The 17,560-nt window shown below is 37.2% G+C and carries 16 protein-coding genes and 4 pseudogenes; 2 read left to right on the top strand and 18 right to left on the bottom strand.

The features are described 5' to 3' along the window. Positions 1-101: 101 nt before the first annotated feature. From PN838_RS17815 to PN838_RS17790, 6 genes and pseudogenes are all read right to left on the bottom strand, one after another. Positions 102-467 carry a diacylglycerol kinase gene (locus tag PN838_RS17815; RefSeq protein WP_215964983.1) on the bottom strand — a complete coding sequence of 122 codons (366 nt, stop codon included), beginning with the start codon at positions 465-467 and terminating at the stop codon, positions 102-104. 3 nt (positions 468-470) lie between these two features. After that, positions 471-1,987 (bottom strand): annotated as a pseudogene (locus PN838_RS17810) (phosphoethanolamine transferase). Positions 1,988-2,305: 318 nt separating this feature from the next. Continuing rightward, on the bottom strand, positions 2,306-3,766 hold the full coding sequence (locus tag PN838_RS17805; protein WP_272181509.1) for a BamA/TamA family outer membrane protein: 1,461 nt from the start codon (positions 3,764-3,766) through the stop codon (positions 2,306-2,308). Between the two features lie 236 nt (positions 3,767-4,002). Then, positions 4,003-4,875, bottom strand: a complete 873-nt coding sequence (locus PN838_RS17800; protein WP_272181508.1) for a sulfatase-like hydrolase/transferase — start codon at positions 4,873-4,875, stop codon at positions 4,003-4,005. Then, positions 4,827-5,177 carry a phosphoethanolamine transferase domain-containing protein gene (locus PN838_RS17795; RefSeq protein ID WP_272181507.1) on the bottom strand — a complete coding sequence of 117 codons (351 nt, stop codon included), beginning with the start codon at positions 5,175-5,177 and terminating at the stop codon, positions 4,827-4,829. The genes PN838_RS17800 and PN838_RS17795 overlap by 49 nt, the downstream gene beginning before the upstream one ends. 264 nt (positions 5,178-5,441) lie before the next feature. After that, positions 5,442-6,293: a phosphatase PAP2 family protein gene (locus tag PN838_RS17790; RefSeq protein ID WP_215964987.1), complete on the bottom strand. Its 852-nt coding sequence runs from the start codon at positions 6,291-6,293 to the stop codon at positions 5,442-5,444. Positions 6,294-6,461: 168 nt separating this feature from the next. Here PN838_RS17790 and PN838_RS17785 point away from each other — a divergent pair, with 168 nt between their 5' ends. Both PN838_RS17785 and PN838_RS17780 read left to right on the top strand, forming a co-directional pair. Next, complete coding sequence (locus PN838_RS17785; RefSeq protein ID WP_272181506.1) at positions 6,462-6,749, top strand: hypothetical protein; 288 nt, start codon at positions 6,462-6,464, stop codon at positions 6,747-6,749. Positions 6,750-6,882: 133 nt separating this feature from the next. Continuing rightward, positions 6,883-7,179, top strand: a complete 297-nt coding sequence (locus tag PN838_RS17780) for a DUF3108 domain-containing protein (RefSeq protein WP_272181505.1) — start codon at positions 6,883-6,885, stop codon at positions 7,177-7,179. A 77-nt stretch (positions 7,180-7,256) separates the two neighbouring features. On the opposite strand, the gene PN838_RS17775 is transcribed toward PN838_RS17780, so the two are convergent. The 12 genes and pseudogenes from PN838_RS17775 to PN838_RS17720 form a co-directional block, all read right to left on the bottom strand. After that, positions 7,257-7,781 carry a TonB-dependent receptor gene (locus PN838_RS17775; protein WP_272181504.1) on the bottom strand — a complete coding sequence of 175 codons (525 nt, stop codon included), beginning with the start codon at positions 7,779-7,781 and terminating at the stop codon, positions 7,257-7,259. Then, positions 7,751-8,551 (bottom strand): hypothetical protein, encoded by an 801-nt coding sequence (locus PN838_RS17770; RefSeq protein ID WP_272181503.1) that lies wholly within the window; start codon positions 8,549-8,551, stop codon positions 7,751-7,753. The genes PN838_RS17775 and PN838_RS17770 overlap by 31 nt, the downstream gene beginning before the upstream one ends. After that, positions 8,551-8,730: a DUF5916 domain-containing protein gene (locus tag PN838_RS17765; RefSeq protein ID WP_272181502.1), complete on the bottom strand. Its 180-nt coding sequence runs from the start codon at positions 8,728-8,730 to the stop codon at positions 8,551-8,553. Before PN838_RS17765 ends, PN838_RS17770 begins: the two co-directional genes overlap by 1 nt. 94 nt (positions 8,731-8,824) lie before the next feature. Next, the gene (locus PN838_RS17760; RefSeq protein ID WP_272181501.1) at positions 8,825-9,148 is read right to left on the bottom strand and encodes a DOMON domain-containing protein; all 324 of its coding nucleotides are present in this window, start codon (positions 9,146-9,148) and stop codon (positions 8,825-8,827) included. Between the two features lie 48 nt (positions 9,149-9,196). Then, entirely contained in the window at positions 9,197-9,463 is a 267-nt protein-coding gene (locus PN838_RS17755) for a hypothetical protein (protein ID WP_272181500.1), read from the bottom strand. Further along, entirely contained in the window at positions 9,463-10,353 is an 891-nt protein-coding gene (locus tag PN838_RS17750) for a sensor histidine kinase (RefSeq protein ID WP_272181499.1), read from the bottom strand. Before PN838_RS17750 ends, PN838_RS17755 begins: the two co-directional genes overlap by 1 nt. Then, positions 10,290-10,880 carry a hypothetical protein gene (locus PN838_RS17745; RefSeq protein WP_272181498.1) on the bottom strand — a complete coding sequence of 197 codons (591 nt, stop codon included), beginning with the start codon at positions 10,878-10,880 and terminating at the stop codon, positions 10,290-10,292. Before PN838_RS17745 ends, PN838_RS17750 begins: the two co-directional genes overlap by 64 nt. After that, positions 10,877-11,552 (bottom strand): annotated as a pseudogene (locus PN838_RS17740) (response regulator transcription factor). Before PN838_RS17740 ends, PN838_RS17745 begins: the two are co-directional and overlap by 4 nt. A 247-nt stretch (positions 11,553-11,799) precedes the next feature. Further along, positions 11,800-14,948 (bottom strand): annotated as a pseudogene (locus tag PN838_RS17735) (efflux RND transporter permease subunit). 42 nt (positions 14,949-14,990) lie between these two features. Continuing rightward, the gene (locus PN838_RS17730; protein WP_272181497.1) at positions 14,991-16,187 is read right to left on the bottom strand and encodes an efflux RND transporter periplasmic adaptor subunit; all 1,197 of its coding nucleotides are present in this window, start codon (positions 16,185-16,187) and stop codon (positions 14,991-14,993) included. Between the two features lie 64 nt (positions 16,188-16,251). After that, positions 16,252-16,593, bottom strand: coding sequence for a hypothetical protein (locus tag PN838_RS17725; RefSeq protein ID WP_215963183.1), 342 nt, complete (start codon positions 16,591-16,593; stop codon positions 16,252-16,254). A 79-nt stretch (positions 16,594-16,672) separates the two neighbouring features. Further along, a pseudogene (locus tag PN838_RS17720) lies at positions 16,673-17,559 on the bottom strand (cation diffusion facilitator family transporter). Position 17,560 lies beyond the last annotated feature (1 nt).

Genomic DNA, 17,560 nt, shown 5'->3' with positions numbered 1-17,560 from the left:
CTAATGTGGTGGCAAGCACTTTAATAACCCAAAAACCTAGGGTAACTTGAAGTACTTTAACCACTATATCTTTTAAGTTTTGGTTTGTATTCTTCTCGTTATTAAATCAAAACCGCAGCCCAAGTACATACTGCGATAACTAGGCTTATAAAAACTGCCGCAGAGCCTAAATCTTTAGCTAAGCCTGATAAAGGGTGAATTTCTAACCCTACTCTATCAACAACAGATTCAATCGCAGTATTGAGTACTTCTGTAAAAAGGATGAACAAAGTCACTATAATTAATATCAGTTGCTCTTTATTTGTAATATCAAATAAAAAGGTAATTGGGATAACTACGATTAAGAGTACAAGTTCTTGTCTAAAGGCAGCTTCGTTTTTTACTAACCAGTTAAAAGCTCTTAACGAGTTTAAGGTTGCTAAGTAAACTCTTTTTAAACCTTTCGGTTTATTTTTATTATCAAACATGACTTATTTGGCTCCAATAGAAGTAGATTGGTATGCTGATTGAGCTATCAAACTCGATAGCTTACATTGGTTTAATGGATTGTTTTGTTCTTTGTAGGTGCCGGACTTTACCGACATTTCATTGAGTAAAATATCAAATATATTGTCGTGGGAAAGGTCGACATTTCTTGCTTCTTTTAAACAATCTGCTTTACCTTTCAAGTGTAATGAATCGGCCCAATAGATAAAAGGTACGTGGGTTTGTTCTCTTGGAGCAAAAGCATAAGGTAAGCCATGCAGGAAAACGCCACTTTCACCCAATGACTCTCCATGATCTGAGATATAAAGCATAGAGGTTTCAACATCATTTAGTTCACTTAAGGAACTCAATTCACCTATAACTTTAGATAGCACGTAATCAGTATACGCTATTGTATTATCGTAAGTATTCACCAACTCATCTAGCGTACAATTTTGAATATCGCTACGTTGGCAGTCAGGTGTGAAAATACGTTTTTTTCTGGATATCTTTTGTAATACGTTGGACCGTGAGAGCCAATCATGTGAAGCACAATTAACGTGTTTTCATGTGTTAACGAAGTCAGCTTCTGTCTTAGTGGGGGAAGTAGTGCTTCGTCAAAACAATACTCTCCATCACATAATGGACTTGCCTTTTCAGTTGCAATCTTTAGTGTTTTTACCCGGTTGCATACATCTTTACAGCTACCGTTATTGTTACTAATCCATAATACGTCCGCACCTGCTAAATGAATAATATCAATAGCATTTTGCTGCGAAATTGCTATTCGTTTGTCATAGTTTTCTTTATTTAATCTTGAAAACAAACAAGGAACAGAAACGGCTGTTGCAGTTCCACAAGAACTAACGTTTGCAAATGAAACAACATTCAACTTGTCGGTATACTGATTGGTAGGTTTATCATAACCATTAAGCGAAAAGTTTTGAGCGCGAGCTGTCTCGCCTAATACCATGACAGTTACGTGTTTGTTTTGTGTAGGCTTAACAATTTCAGGTTTGGTGTCTAATAGGCTAAATTTTAATGGAGGATATAAGTAGTTCTTCCTAATATATTTGGCTGTTGAATCAACTAAAGCATAAGGTGTTAAATAGCCTACAAGGTCGCGGTTATTTCTGCCGACAGATGCATAGCTAGAATAGAAAACTATCGCTATTAATAATAGTACACCAATACTGCCACTGAGTAGTTTTAAACGAGTGAACAATTCCCCTATAAATGAGTTATAGGTTAACTGCACTTTTGCGATGAGTATAGAAGGTACAACCCCAAAAAATAGAAAGAAGAAAATAGCAGACAAATTGAAATATGAAAACGCTTCAGCAGTATCGATTTCAGCAGTGTTCTGAATCATGCCGTAGTCAAAAACGATGCCGTAATTAAGAGTCGCATAGAATAGTATTGATGATAATAAAACTATTAAGATTAAGAGCGGCTTAGTTATCCATCTAAAAGCGAAAAAGCTTTGTACTATGATTGATAACGACAATAAGAAAAAAGGCACAGAAATTAAAAATAATAGGTTATATTGATCTAAGGCTGTAATGACAGTTACCGTTTTGGTTAAAAACGGGATATTCACAATAAAAGTAATATATAGGCAGGTATAGATTACTAGTTGATTTGTTGTGAGTTTGAGGTTTTTGATAAAGGGAATAGCGCGGTTCACTTTTATGGCCTTAAAATGAATGTTTAGTTGTTATGCGAAACTCAACGCCATTGACATTGGCATCGGAGCTTATTGGTTTAATAACGTCAACATGAATGACTCGTGCCTCACTCGTTTGGGTTGAATAAAATCGAGCACCTAGTCCTATTGATTTCATCCATGAGTTTTTTCTGAGGTTGCTTCTTGCTGGTTAAAAATCTTTCCTACATCGATAAACGCAGCACCACCTACTTCTATAAGTTTGTAAATATTGATATGAGGGTAATACCTCGCTTCAAGAGTGAAAAGCGTACTGTGGTCGCCATGTTGATATTGAAGAGGGTAGCCTCGCAACCCAGTTTCGCCGCCTAATACGATGGGAGAGTCTTTAAATTGGTTCTGACTAATTTGGCTTACATTCTTAAAATAGCCGCCCCAATTGTTATTGAATTTGTGAAAGTACTCATTGCTAATATTTAGAAGAGTTCTAGATTCTTTACCTGACAAGCTATACGCTTCCCCTTCAAAAGTAGCTGTAAAAAACCAAAAGGAGTTCTCAAAAATATCTATGCCTTTGGAAACACTCGACTGCCAGATGAGTATTGGTGAGGTATTTGACCCACTGATATCGGAGCCAACATTACCTGTTAGGTGCCAACCTAAGTTAAAATCTTCAATCTGATTAATTAAATTGACGTTGGTGAGTTTTCTATAATCTTTTTGTAAAAATTCAACGCTTAGAAATGGGTAGTTAAACTCTCTATTTTCAGGCAGGAATTCTGGTGCGGTTAAATGGGTAATATCATCGTTTGAAAACTGATGTTCTTCACTGGTATAGCCAATACCAAACCTTAGCGTATTGGCAGTCGTATCTTTATACAGCCACTGCCAGCGTGCAGTAGAAAGCTTTTGTTTATGGTTGTATCGATCATATTCCTCACCATTTTTGTATTGAGTATCAATTTGATTAAAATTATTGAAACCAATATTAAAGGCCTTATTTGTGTCGAAACTTACAAAGTCTTTGTCTATTGATATTGCTTCTGATGTGCCGTCATCATTGCTTGTGAAGCGAATATTTGCATTGATGTTGTTGTTTAAAAACAGAGGGAAACTTGACTTAAATTTATATCCACTGCGCTGATCATTGGTAAACGATTCAATTTCCGCATTAATGCCTAAGCCAAGAAAATTTCTATCTTTAATACCAATGGCATACTTATTTTTTCCGCCTTTTCTGCCAAAATCGACCGTAGGCATTAATGACCAATTATCCCACGTTTCAACCTTTATCTTGGATGAGTTTTCGTTAGTGGTAACTCGTGCATCTTTGAGATACTTTTTGCTTCTAAGGTGGCGCTCTAACTCTTGTAAGTCTTGCTCATCAATTTCACATTTTTTTATGAAAAAGGCGGCTTCATTTATTAGGGTTGTACTTTTGGTTTTTATGTGTAGAAAATTCCCCCATCGATGGAGGAAAATAGTGTCAGGATCTTCTAGGTCAAAAATATCGTTAGTGGTCAGTTCAAGATTTTTTGTTTGGTTACAGACTTGCTTTTGGTCGGAAGCTTTAGATGTAAAGCTAATATTTAGTAATGTGCTGACTAATACGGTGGAAGTAATAATTCTATACATAAAGTCACCTCGTTCAATGTGACTTTATAGTAATGAGGTAACCTTAAGATCGGCTTAGTGTAAACTGATATTTGACCTAAATTACACTGATTATTCTCTCAGGTTAGGTGAAATATTTTGGTTTAATACATCTAGTTCTTTTTTGTAGATAGGTGATTGAAAATCAAACGCACCTAATACAGTATGAAATACATTGAAGTGTGTATGACTCTCGCCTTGTTGTATAAACTCCAGGTCTATTTGCTTATGCGATTGCATCGAATCTGAAGCCCATAACAAAAAGGGGATGTTTTTTGATAGTCAGGGGCAAATGAATAAGGTGTTCCGTGCAAATAAAGTCCTTGCTCTCCTAATGACTCACCGTGATCTGAAATATACATCATGGCTGATGGAATGCTCTGCAAACTCTCAAGCTTGGCGATCAAAGTTGCTAAAAAATGATCCGTATATAAAATCGTATTATCATAGGCATTAATCAGCTCTTGTGAAGTGCATTTACTAATTTCCTCATCTCGACAAACTGGCTTAAATTGGTTGAAACTTGCTGTATATCTAGAGTAATAACTAGGGCCGTGGCTTCCTTTAGTATGCAAAACAATAAATATTTTTTGTTTTGTTGATGATTCAATAGTTTCAATTAAGTTTGTTAATAGAGCCTCATCCAATCTACAGCCTTCTCCCTGACAACTTGAACGTAAATCACTAGCTTTAACATAACTGCTTACGTCAATTGCTGGCTCTCCCCAGTTGTTTGTTCTCCATATCACGTCAGCCCCATGCCTAGCTAAATAAGTTGGTAATGCTTCAAAATTGGCGACTTTTTCAGTGTGAGATAACATGCAAGCTAGTGAACCTGTAGTATACGTGGTGCATGACTGTGTGTTTTTAAACACAAGTAAATTAGGCGTTTGTTGCAATTTAGGGTTTGTATTTTTCGGGTAACCATATAAAGAAAAATTGTCTGAGCGAGCGGTTTCACCTATCACTAAGACAAAGACCATCTTTTTAGTATTGCTAAATTGCCCATCAGGTAAGGGCATTTGTCCGTCAGTTGAGTTATTCAGTGAAGCGTAATATCGATTGGTGTTAATGATGTAAGACCAAGGCAATATTTTCCCCCAAGCAAGCTTGCGTATTTGTCTATCCATAGCCAGCTTGAGGCGTTTAAATAGAGGATAAGGATTGAAGTAATTAATCCAATAACTCCATTTATCGCGACCTTTCCTCTATCTAGTCGATTTATTTTAAGCTTTATATAAAAATAAGCCGGAATTAAGCCGATAAATACTATAAATAATAAAAGCTTAAAGGTAATAAGTTCAGATGATTCAGAGTACTCAGTATTAAATATATTGCCCATCATGGTTTTATCTAAAACCACTTGGTAATTAGCCATATAGTAAATTGCCATGGCATTAATTATCGCGGTCACTCCAAGAAATATTTTAAGTAAGATAGGGAAATTAATGTAACAATGGAAGCGAATGTAAAAGTAAAGGTAAAAGCGATGAGGAACACAGACAACAAAATGACAGCACCACTGGCACTTAATACATCGGTATTTTCTACAACAAAAGAGAACAAAACTAGATTGAAAAAATTGTATTTATTATGCTAGTTATTAACACATAATGACTGGCTTTCATCATTAAGAATAATGAATTTAGTTTTAATATCATTTTAATAGGATAGCTTTAAGTGAAATGTATGTGCCGACCGTGCCGCTAACAATTATCGCTACCCACACTATAAATAATGCAGGGGTTTCGCCGCTAATTGTTAAATAAAGTAATAGCGCACAAAAATTAAGAATAAAGTATCCTAGATAAATAGGCTTAGTCACTGCCCAGTTCCACCATTTTGAGTAATGACGACTTAAATACTCACCACTCATCCCTGCCATACCACCCAAAAGAGCGCCTAAGAGTAAATCGGCAGGCCAATGAGCACCAACGGCAACTCTTGAAATAGCAGTGATGGTTGCAATAAACAGTAGCATTGCTATTACAGAGTTTCTTAAATTCGAATGATGTTTATCCTGCTTCAAATATACAAAAATAAGTGCTGACATAGCAGTGAAAATTGTAATGGTATGCCCAGAAGGAAAGCTTGTGTGTGCGGCTAAAGTACGACCAATAATAGTAAACTGGTCATGCTCCAATACTGCTGCTGGTCGGGGAATAGCGAAAAATGCTTTTCCTGCATGACTTATAATAAATGCAGGCGGTACTGAGCCAAACATTGCAGCCCATGCTTTAACGCTAAATAAACAAATGAATGAAAGCAAAGGAACGAGAATTAACGCATCGCCTAAATAAGTAACGTTATGCCAAAAGTATTGAGGTAAAAACTGGAATGTTTGATTACCAAAAATAAATACCTTTAGTTGGCTGGCTATATATTGGTCTTTGTTCAACGCAATGCTTGAAACTAATGCCGAAAATAATAGAAAAAGAGCGAATGGCTTCCAATAAAAGGATTTGTTGGAATGAACATTTATTTTGCAAAGTTCAGGCTTAATTAACATAAATCACCTCTAGTTTGATGAGCTGATTTTATGAACTGAAACTTAAGAATCGCTTAGTGAAAACTGAAATTTGGCAATAGATGCACTTTTAATTTGACCAAGCACACATGTTGCGGATAAAAGTGATACAAGTCGTGACGTTAAGTAGTGTTTTAGGAAGAAAATATAATGAATCTGCCAGTAAAGCGTGTGTTTTTCTCCTTGATAATGTTCACTTTATGCCTATCGGTTGTAGTAGCAAAAGAAAATATAAATCCAAATGCTATAGCTGGAGGTAATCAATTAGCACAGTACACAGCAAACTATAAAATACTTCGTAAAGGGAAAGAGTATGGTAAAGCTACTCGAACCCTAATTCATACAAATGGAGTATATAAATTAGAATTGACTTCCAAACTATCGGCATTTTTTACAATATTTGCACTAAACAAAAAAGAGGAAATTCTCTTTGTATGATAATGATTTTTAACAAATAAGTTGTAAAATCATAGACGATTGAAGTTTTAAAAAAGCGAAACGGCAAATAATGCTTTTTGATCATAAAAAATATTGTTGTTGGCGATAGCAAAGGAAATGGTTGGTAAAAAACTTGCAAGCTAATACGTATGACCCACTTTTAGTTTTTGAAATATTAAGGTTAAATCTGAGCAGTAAAAATTTTGACACCAGTTATCAAGTATACGATGACGCAAAAATTAAAGATTACCTTTTCGTTAACGAAGGAACAGAAGTGATTAGTACTAATGTTAGCGAGCCAGAGTGCGTGAAGGTAACAAGAGTACGCAAAAATAGTACTAGAAAAACAACGTTTTGGTTTAGTGAAAAGTATAATTTTGTTCCCGTTAAAGTATTGCAGAAAAAGATGGTGATGAAGTCGCTACAATGATTATAGACTCGATAGAGTTAAAATAATCACTCAATTAGTAAAGTCTAGTGTGATTCAAGTAATTTAAAAATGTAGCCTTAACTTCGCGAAGATATTATGTGCTTCTTTTGATTCAATCGCTTTTTGTAGAGATTTCTTTTACCAAACTTAGCAATCTCATCTTCGAATTCTCCGCCAAAACCATAGCTTAAATAAAAGGCGGTGAGCTTACTAAATGAATACTTGTATCGCAGTTGAAACTCATTTTCTGCAAAAGAGAAATCACCTGATTCATTGGTTTGTATAGCCTTGCCATTAGAATCAACTTGATAATTTGCAAGGTGCTTTGCTTTACCAATCAATGATTCTAACTTTATTCTAATTTCATGATTATCCGTTATTTGGTAATTTACGCTGATCTCAAACCCTTGCTCAGTAAAATCAAACTCATCAATAATGTTTCCTTCATCCCACTCTAGCCAACTGTCACTATTGTATTGCGACATAGTAAAAGAAACATAGAGATTATCATTGAACTGTTGTTCAATACTGCTTTGTATATTGTAAAAGCGACCAGAAAACCCTTCTGTGCCTAATTCAAATTGGAAATCAAATTTCCCCAAAGGTATTCTGGTGAGCTAACTTCTAATTCGGTTATGTAAAATGAGGGCAACCATAATGAATTATAACCGCGAGTTAGGAAGTCATCATAACCTGATGAGCCATGTTCAATAGAAAACTGATATTCGAATTCATCTTCTGTGACAAATTCAATACCAAACCCAAAGAGAAGTGGTAACTTTTTATCTTGAAAGTTGGTTTTTATTTCTGACTCTAAGGAAAAGGCCATGTCTCTAATTGACCATAGGTATAAGTCTGGAATTTGATATTGATACTCATATTCAAACTGTTTTCTATTTACTCGTTTGACGTAACCTATATCATTAAGCTGTAGGTTCTCACCGTAGCTAAACAAGCTAAACTCATGGCTATGATTTATTGAAAACTCAGAGCTGCCTGTAATCCACCAACCAACGCCATCTATAGGTAAAGTTTGCTGCTCAACTCTCGAATTTATAATACCGACATTAAACTCTGTACTGTCTGAAAACGTGTATATAAAGTCGGTAGATAATATCTGTGCTTGACGTTCTACGCTGGGAGTTGAAACGTTATTTAAAGAAATACCTAATTTATTCTCGCCAAAATAATATTGCCCCCGCATTAACCAAAAATCTCGCCCGGTAGAGTTTTTATCTAACGAACTTTCAAAAGCTGACATTAGCCCTAACGCAAAGTTATCATTGGCATAGGTGTATTTAAGTGCGGCATCAAGGTCGCTGGAATAATCGTCATCATAATATGCATCCCCGCCAATTCTTGGCGTATGCACTATTCTGAGTGTTTCAGGCCCTGATACATCAAAGATGCTCTGATTTTCATTAAAAAAGGTCTTTTCTCGGTGAAAAAACTTTCGATAGCGGAAAAGTTAACAACGAGTTCATCGGATTCTACTTGTCCAAAGTCTGGGTTAAGCGTGGCGCTTATTTGTTGATTTTTGTGGGTTTCCAAAATATTTCAGCGCCAATATCCGCTGATTCATCGTTGTTAATAATATCTCGATTAAGTGAAATATGAGGGTAAATATCAAAGCCTGAATGACTTTTTACAACAACATTGTGTTTGGAAAAAGTTGTAAAAAACTATTCATAGTCGAATTGGCGGGAATAGATGCATAAGTGGAATTACTAGCTTCATCTAAGCGGCTAATTGCTAAGCCAAATTGGTTTTGCTTTTGAATGCTAAAAGACATTGATGACCAAGGAATAAATATTTCTGCTGTCCAAAAATCATCAGTAACATTAACGGCATATTGCCATTGGGCACTCCAGTCCAGATCTAATTCTTTGTCTTGTTTATAAATACCGTCAAAATAGTTGCCCTGATGGTTAACTGAAAATACATAGCTAGTCTGGCCTGAATTATCCATATCGAGCATTACTTGGAAGTGATCATTGGTAAAAAGTTTGTCATTTTCCTAGGTTCTTAACCTCAGTTTATTTTTTATAATTGCCGTTAAAGCTAAATATATTCCTTGCTCAGAAGTAATAAATTTATAAGAAAAGTTGTTATTTAATTTTCTAAATGTTTGAGGCGATACTTGGTAAGTTTCATGATGATTAGTCGCTTTTTGCCATAACTCTTCGTCGAGTAAACCATCGACTCCAATATCGCGAACAGCTCCTTTACTAGGGAAACTCACCGGTAGCATTAATAAAACAAATAGATAGATAAGCGCTTTCATTAAATAACGAGGGTGAAAGTTATTTGTTTGTCTGGACCAAGTGACACAGAGATAGAAGCGCCTAACCTTTCACAATAAGACTTAACTATTGCCAACCCTAGGCCATATCTTTGTGTAGAAGTTCTTGATGAATCTTGCTGCCAAAGAGGTTCAAAAAATCGGTTAAGATCTTCCTCGTTACAACCATTAGTGCAGAGATTAGAAATTTGAACTACCGTATTGTCTTTATCTTCTGAAATATCAACGGTTACAGGTGAGTTGTCTGGACTATAGTAAAAAGCATTATTAATCAGGTTTGATAATATAGTATCAAGGGCAACTTTATTTGTTTTTACCGTGTAGCCATTTTGGTTTTTTATGAAAGATATTTCTCTATTATTTAGGTTTTCTCTTTTTAATGTATTTTCAATTAGTTGCACTAGATTGATATCTGATTTTTCTAGAGCCGTTGTCGTACTGCTTTTTTGAAGTAGTAAAATTCCATTAACTATATTTTTGAGCCTATTGGATATTTGTTGCACATCAGAGGCTAACTGGCTGGTGATTTGCTCTTCATGTGGAAACTTAATGGCAACTTCACTCAAGCTGAGTAACTCCGCAATAGGGGTTTTGAGTTCATGTGCGATATCTGATGTTACCCGTTTTTCACGTTTATAAAGTTCGTGAGTTTCCATAATAAATTGATTTACCGCGCTAGCCGTAGGTAGTAATTCTTCTGGAAGTTGGTCGGTAGGCACTTTTATTTGCTCGGAGTTAAGATTAATTTCTCCTAATTGACTATTAAAATTATCGATTGGCTTTAAGCTTTTATCGACAACTACTGAGACTATTTTTTTATTGTGAATACCGCAAGTAGAGAAACAAGAATAAAAATAATATCCACGTACCAAAGTATATAGTCTAACTCTTCTGTACTAAGGGCATAAGCAAATTCCATAGGTTGTTGTGTTTTTGCAAATTCAGCTCTAGTTACCCCAAGCTTTTTCCTCAATTCCGAGTCAATTTGAGGTAGGAATTTGGTAAAAATCATCCTACCTTGCCGTCCATCAGGCAAAGTAATATTTTTAAACTTAGATCCCCCAAGGTTAACTGTTAATCTGGGTAGCTCATTGACCTCAAAAAGCTCTAAAGTATCAGATTTTTCAAATACCTTATTTTTGTGCCATAGCTGATAATATTCAGGATTTACTTTACCTTCAAACTCAGGCATAAATTCACCCGCAAAATCAAAATCAACCTCTTGCTCGTCTTCTTCGACTAATGTTTCGAGTAAACTAGCTTTGTTAGTCATAGCACGATCAAATTCACTACTGATCCACGTGTCAACGCTTATATCTGTTGCTAGAAGAATAGAAACCAAGAGTATTGATATCGAAATTGATAAGTAGCGGCTGAGCTTCTTTTTAATAGAATTCACAAATCACTCTCTACGAAATAACCAAATCCGCGTTTAGTTTTAATAGGTAACTCGAACCCCAGAGCTTTCACTTTTTTCTTGCTGACGATAAATGTGCTTCGATAGAATTTTTAGCTACAGCATCATATTGTCCCGCTAGATATTCGCTAAGCTTTTCTGGTGAGATAACTTTACCTTGATTAGAAAAAGGCACTCAACAACTTTATATTCATTGGGTGTCAAATTAGCGTCAGTCCCTCCGCACTTTAGCTGCTTTAAATGAAGGTCTAATGAAATAGCACCAATATTTATACTACTATCATTAACGTTTAAACTGCCGCGTCGCATTAGGCACAGCAAACGAACATGAAGTTCATCAAAAGAAAAAGGTTTAGTTAAATAATCATCAGCGCCATTAAGTAAGCCGTCCACTTTATCTTCGGTTAGATCTTTAGCAGATAATATTAATACCCTAATATCTTTATTTGCTTGACGAATTGCCTTTAAGATCGCAGTACCGTTAAGGGTAGGAAGCATAAGGTCGAGTATCAGCAATGAATAATTACCTGCTAACGCCATACTTAGCCCCTCAGAACCATCACCTGTGTCGTCAACGGTGAAACCAAGGTTGGATAGGCCAACTCTTAAACTTCTTCTTAGCGGGATTGAGTCTTCTATAATTAAAACTTTCAAAGTTTGTATTACCTAACAAATAAAATATCTCGTAAGTTAACCCATAAACCTTAAGATTTACTGAATTTATCCTTAATTCTATTAATTTTGAGAACTGGTTTAGCTCATAAACTCGGCAAGAGTGAAGATTAGCTCTATCTCGGTAGGGGGCGATTGTACCTTCGACTTAATCCTATATTTATTCAAAATTAAATAATGACCTTTTGAATAGCCCCGCGCAAAGGATGAATGGGGCTATATCGAGTTGCTAAGACCTAATATCTTTTAATTTTCCTTTAGAAAATAACTGATATAGGCTTGGTACAACAAATAACGTGAGTAATGTTGCTGTAATTAAGCCTCCAACAATGACACTAGCAAGTGGCCTTTGAATTTCCGAACCAACTCCATTTGATAACAGCATTGGTATCAAGCCTAGTGCGGATGTAATTGCAGTCATAAGCACAGGGCGTAGCCTCGAAGTCGCACCGTCAAATACTGCTTCAGTGGTTTCAAATCCATCTTTGACTCGTTGGTTAATACTTTCCACCATGACAACTCCATTAAGCACAGCCACGCCAAACAAGGTAATAAAGCCAACAGAGCTTGGAACCGATAGGTACTGACCCGAAAAGTAAAGTGAAAATACACCACCGATAACGGCTAGTGGAACATTTAGCAGGATCAAAATAGCCTGTCCTACTGAACCAAATGCAAAATAAAGGAGTAGTGCAATCAAAGCCAATGATAGCGGTACGACTATAGAAAGACGTTGTTGCGCTCGTTGCTGGCTTTCGAATTGTCCACCAATCAATACTGAATAACCTGCTGGCAACTCTACTTCAGAGGTTATCCTTGCTTGAATATCTTCAACTACACTTCCCATGTCACGGCCTTGGACGTTGGCTTGAATTACCACTCTACGCTGCACATCATCTCGTCTAACCTGTGGAGGTCCAGACTCAAAAGTGACAGATGCTACATCACCAATTCGCACCCATGCCCCAGTAGGAGATTGAAGCCTTATATCGGCTATTGCTTCACTGTTCGCTCTAAATTCCTCATCTAGGCGCACATATATGTTATAGCGTTCGTTGCCGTTAATAATTTGACCTGCTTCAACGCCTCCAATCCCATCTTGAACCACTTCCATGACATCGCCAACAGATAGGCCAAATCTAGAAAGCTCAAGTCGATTTGGAGCAATAACAAGTTGTGCTTCACCTGCAATCTGCTCTAGTGCAACGTCTTTGGCACCGTCAATTGACTTAATGGCAGCTTCTATTTCTCGCCCTTTGTTTGCAAGCACCTGTAAATCAGAGCCAAATAATTTAATGGCAAGCTGTGCTTTAACTCCTGATAACAACTCATCGACACGAGTAGCGATAGGCTGAGAGAAATTTAGTAACAGCCCCGGAAACTCTTCCAATGAGCGTTCCATTTTGTCTTGTAGCTCGTAACGATTAGAGGCGCTTGTCCATTCTGAAACAGGCTTAAGGCCAATGTAGATTTCAATGTTGTTCAAAGGTTCGGGATCGCCACCAATTTCTGCTCTACCAATTCGGCTAAGTGCATAAGTCACTTCAGGAAATGCCATCAACTTCTCTTCCAATATTGGGGTAACAGAAAGTGCCGTTTCCAAGCTAGAAGAAGGCGCTAACGTAACTCTCAGGTTAATCGTTCCTTCTTCTAATTCTGGCACGAACTCAGTACCAATTTGTGGAAGAACAACCACTGCCGATCCAAAGAATGCTAGTGATACAAAAACAACAGACTTGGTTTGCTTTAACGCGATTTTTAAAGACTTTCGATACAAAATATCGATAGGCTTTAAAATCAAACTTTCCCTTTCTTTGACTCCTTTTTTAAACATGAAAGTGGCAAGTGCAGGAACAATAAATAAAGCAACGACAATAGCTGACACCACTGCTAGCATAATGCTGATAGCCATTGGCTGAAATAACTTTGCTTCTACACCTTCGAAACTAAACAATGGCGTAAAAACAACGAGAATAATTGAAGCCGCAAAAAGATCGGGCGAGCTACCTCTTTACCTGCCAATTTTAACTTTTGCTTAGTTTCAATTCTTGCTTCATCACTGTCGCTTTCTAGTTGCCTATTTAGGTGTTTAAACATGTTTTCAACCATAACAACTGAACCATCGACTAACATACCAATAGCCACAGCGATACCGCCAAGCGACATTAAGTTGGCTGAAATACCCAACCAAGCCATTACCATTAATGCAATACCAATAGAAATTGGAATAGAAATCAGTACTAAAAATGTGGCTCTTAAATTCATTAAAAAGAGCGCCAGTACAATAGTAATCAAGATAAAAGCTAAAGTTAGGGCTTCAACTACAGTTGCCACCGCTTTTTCAATTAAGTCAGCTTGGTCATAAAAAGGCTCAAACCTTACACCTTCAGGTAAAGCCTGATTGATAAGCTTAGTTCTGGCATTAATACCATCTATCGTCGCTTTGGTATTCGAACCCATGCGTTTTAAAACAATGCCAGAGACCACTTCACCTAAGTTTTCAACAGCGCCATTGTCAGCTTTACGTGTCATCGTGACAGCACCTTGTCTAATCTCGGCACCGAGTTCTACTTTAGCAACATCAGACACTGTAACTACGACACCATTAAGTGTTTTCACAGGCACTTGCTGAATATTAGCAATACCTTTATCACCACTTTCAAACCAACCTGTGCCTCGAATGACTAGCTGTTCTTGCCCACGATTCAAATACCAACCACCGACATTGGCGTTGTTATTTTCAAGCGCTGATACCACATCCTCTTGAGTTAACTCGTAGGACAATAATATGGAAGGATCGACATTAACTTGATATTGACGAACGTTACCACCGAATGACAGCACATCTGTTACACCGTCTACAGGCATTATTAGTAATTTAATGATCCAGTCGTTCAGACTTCTAAGCGCCATTGAATCGTACTTGCTTGTGTCATCCGAAATCAGCAAATATTGAAATACTTGCCCTAAGCCTGAAGTGTTAGGCCCCATTTCAGGGGTTCCAACTCCAACAGGTATAAGATCCTTGGCAGCCTGTAGGCGTTCAAAAACCAATTGCCTAGCAAAATATATATCTGTCCCTTCTTTAAATACTACGGTAACACCCGACAAACCTGTTTTTGATATAGAGCGGACTTGTTCTACATCTGGTAATGCGTACATCACAGCTTCAATTGGATAGGTAATAAGTTGCTCTACTTCTTCAGCAGCTAACCCCGGCGCTTCAGTATTAACGGCTACTTGTACGTTTGTAACGTCTGGAAACGCGTCTAAATTCAACTTAGGTATAGTGAACGAAGCACTTGCTATCAGAGCAACTACTGAGATCAATACAAGCAATCTGTTGTTAATAGACCAATCTATAATTCGATTAAACATGCTGGCCTCCTTAGTGATTGTGCGGATCAAATCCGCCCTTCGCTATCTCAGACGCGACAAAAAAGCACCGCGTGTAACGACTTTCGTTCCGGCTTCAATACCCAAAACTTCGCAATAATCGCCAAAAGACCGACCTCTTGTTACTTCAACCGCTTTAAATTCATTTGGGTGATCTTCAATAAACACTGTCCAGTCACCATCGCTACTTCTTATTAGTGCTTCTTCTGGTACGGCAATGACTTCATTACTCGACTCGAACTGAAAATAGACCTTCACAAACATACCGGAATGAAGTTTATGTTCAGGGTTAGTAATCGACAGTCTAACAATTCGGGTTCGAGTGATAGGGTCAATTGTGTGAGCTTCTTGTATAACGTTGGCTTGGTATTTAAAACCATTCAAATCAATTAATGCAGGACTACCTAATGATAAATTTAGTTCTTTATTTGGGGGAACATTCGCTTCTACCCATAGGTCTTTTTCATCAGCAAGTAACATGATGGTTTCACCCGCCTCAATACGTTGGCCTTGCATGAAATCATCTTGTAAAACAACGCCCTCTCGCTCAGCAACGAGATCATACTGTCCAAACGTAGCGCTATCTTGTTGGGATATTGTTTCGATTGCCTGCTTTGTTAAACCAAAAGCCACCAACTTGCCGAATACACCTTTGTAGATGTTTTCTGCTTCAACAAGTGCACGTTCGCTTATATTATTAGTACCTAGCTTTTTTGTTCGCTTCCAGTTAGAAGACGCAATTAAAAAGTCAGCTTGAGTTTGAGCCATAGTTTCACTGAACAAGGTAACCAATTGTTGTCCAAATTTGACGTGGTCTCCCAAGCTCGCATGGCGATTAATAACCACAGAATCGGTACGAGGTGAAACTATATAGCTCTTATAGCCATTTGCTTTCACTTCTCCGGGGGCGTACACCGTATTTAGATGTGCCCTTGGGAAAACAGCATTAACTTTAATGCCTGCTAAATTAATTTTTTCAGTACTTAAGGTAACCCCAACTTCATGCTCATCTTCAACTACTGCAAGATTTTCAGGGTTATTTCCTTTGTCGTTAGCATGATCGTGGTCATGAGCAAGCTCCTTAGTGGGCTTTTCATGCTCATGTGAATGTTCATCGGGTGTTGTGATGTTTTGACTTTCATTAGCCAGTGTTGTGTTTATTGAAAACACGCCAATAATGATCACTAAGGCAATGCCCGTGATTCGAAAAATATTATTCATAATGACTCTTAACTTTTATTAAACCAAATTGTGTTTGCGCAAAAGCGCACTGCATGGAGTAAAGTTAACTGATCGGTGGTCGATAGAGCCTAGTTGAAGTACCTAGAGGCAACAAAATTAACTTGTTAAAGTTGTCTGAGTGATTTAAAGATAGGTTTGGTGTAAGCGCTTTTATCAAAATCCAACTGGTATGTTTGCCACTACAGTGTCCGCAATGGTGGCAGTCGTCTATATCGTGCTCGTTACCAATATCTAGTTGAGAAAAGTGATCTGTTTCGTGGTCATGAATGACTTGTAGATGCTCAACGTCTAACTGGTGAGTTTCCATACTCGCAGATACGGTGACAAACGATTGTAAAACAATCAATATTATCAGCAGTATTTTTAAAGCAACGTTAGTGTTCAAAATTAAATTCTCTTCGTTAGACGGCTGTAAGATAACAAATTTATGAGTACAAATCTAAATTCGTTGTATAGCATTTATGTTAATCATCTCGGCAAACTTCGTCAGGAAACTCAAACTCGATGGTTGTATGAGACAAGTCAAAAGTGGCTAAATCTTCAGCTATGGTCTTTTTGAGCAATTTTATAGTAGATACATCAAATTGTTCTTTTAATAGCAAATGTGCAGTTAACACATGGCTTTCCCCGTCTAAAGACCAATAGTGTATGTGATGAATCTCTTTCACCTCAGAATTAGATAACAAGGCATCCGTTATCTTGGTTTGTGTTTCTTCATCAGGTGACGCTTGTAAAAATAGTGCTAAGGTCGATTTTAAGTTTTTGACCACGTTAAACAAAATAAACAGTGTGAAAGCTATCGATAATAACGGGTCTAAAATAGGCCAATCCACAAACATCAAGATAATAGAAACAATTAGGACTGCCACCCAGCCAAGAGCGTCTTCTAAGAGATGCCACGATAATACTTTTTCATTTAACGTAGTTCCTGCCTTAAGTTTATATACGGCATAACCATTGACTGTAACACCGAGTAGTGCCAATCCTAACATCCCCTCTACCATCGGCATTTCAGGATGAGCTAACCTAGGGATAGCTTCAACTAATATAAAGATAGAGCCAACAATTAAAACTACGCTATTTATTAAAGCACCAAACAGTGATAAACGCTTATAACCGTAACTGTACGTTGAAGACGCTTGTTTATCTGAAAAGTGACTCAACAACCAAGCAAAACCGATAGATATGCTGTCACCTAAATCATGAACCGCGTCAGCCATGATTGCAGTACTATTGGTTAGCCAACCACCAATAAATTCAATGATGGTAAAAGTGACATTAAGAAAAACGTCCAACCAATGCGCTCATTTTTATCATGCGCATGGTGGTGACTATGATTGTGGCTGTGCATT

The organism is Psychrosphaera algicola (assembly GCF_028401425.1).
GTDB classification, from domain to species: Bacteria; Pseudomonadota; Gammaproteobacteria; order Enterobacterales; family Alteromonadaceae; genus Psychrosphaera; species Psychrosphaera algicola.
Note: the sequence above shows the minus strand (reverse complement) of the source record. Positions and strands in the feature narration are given on the sequence as shown.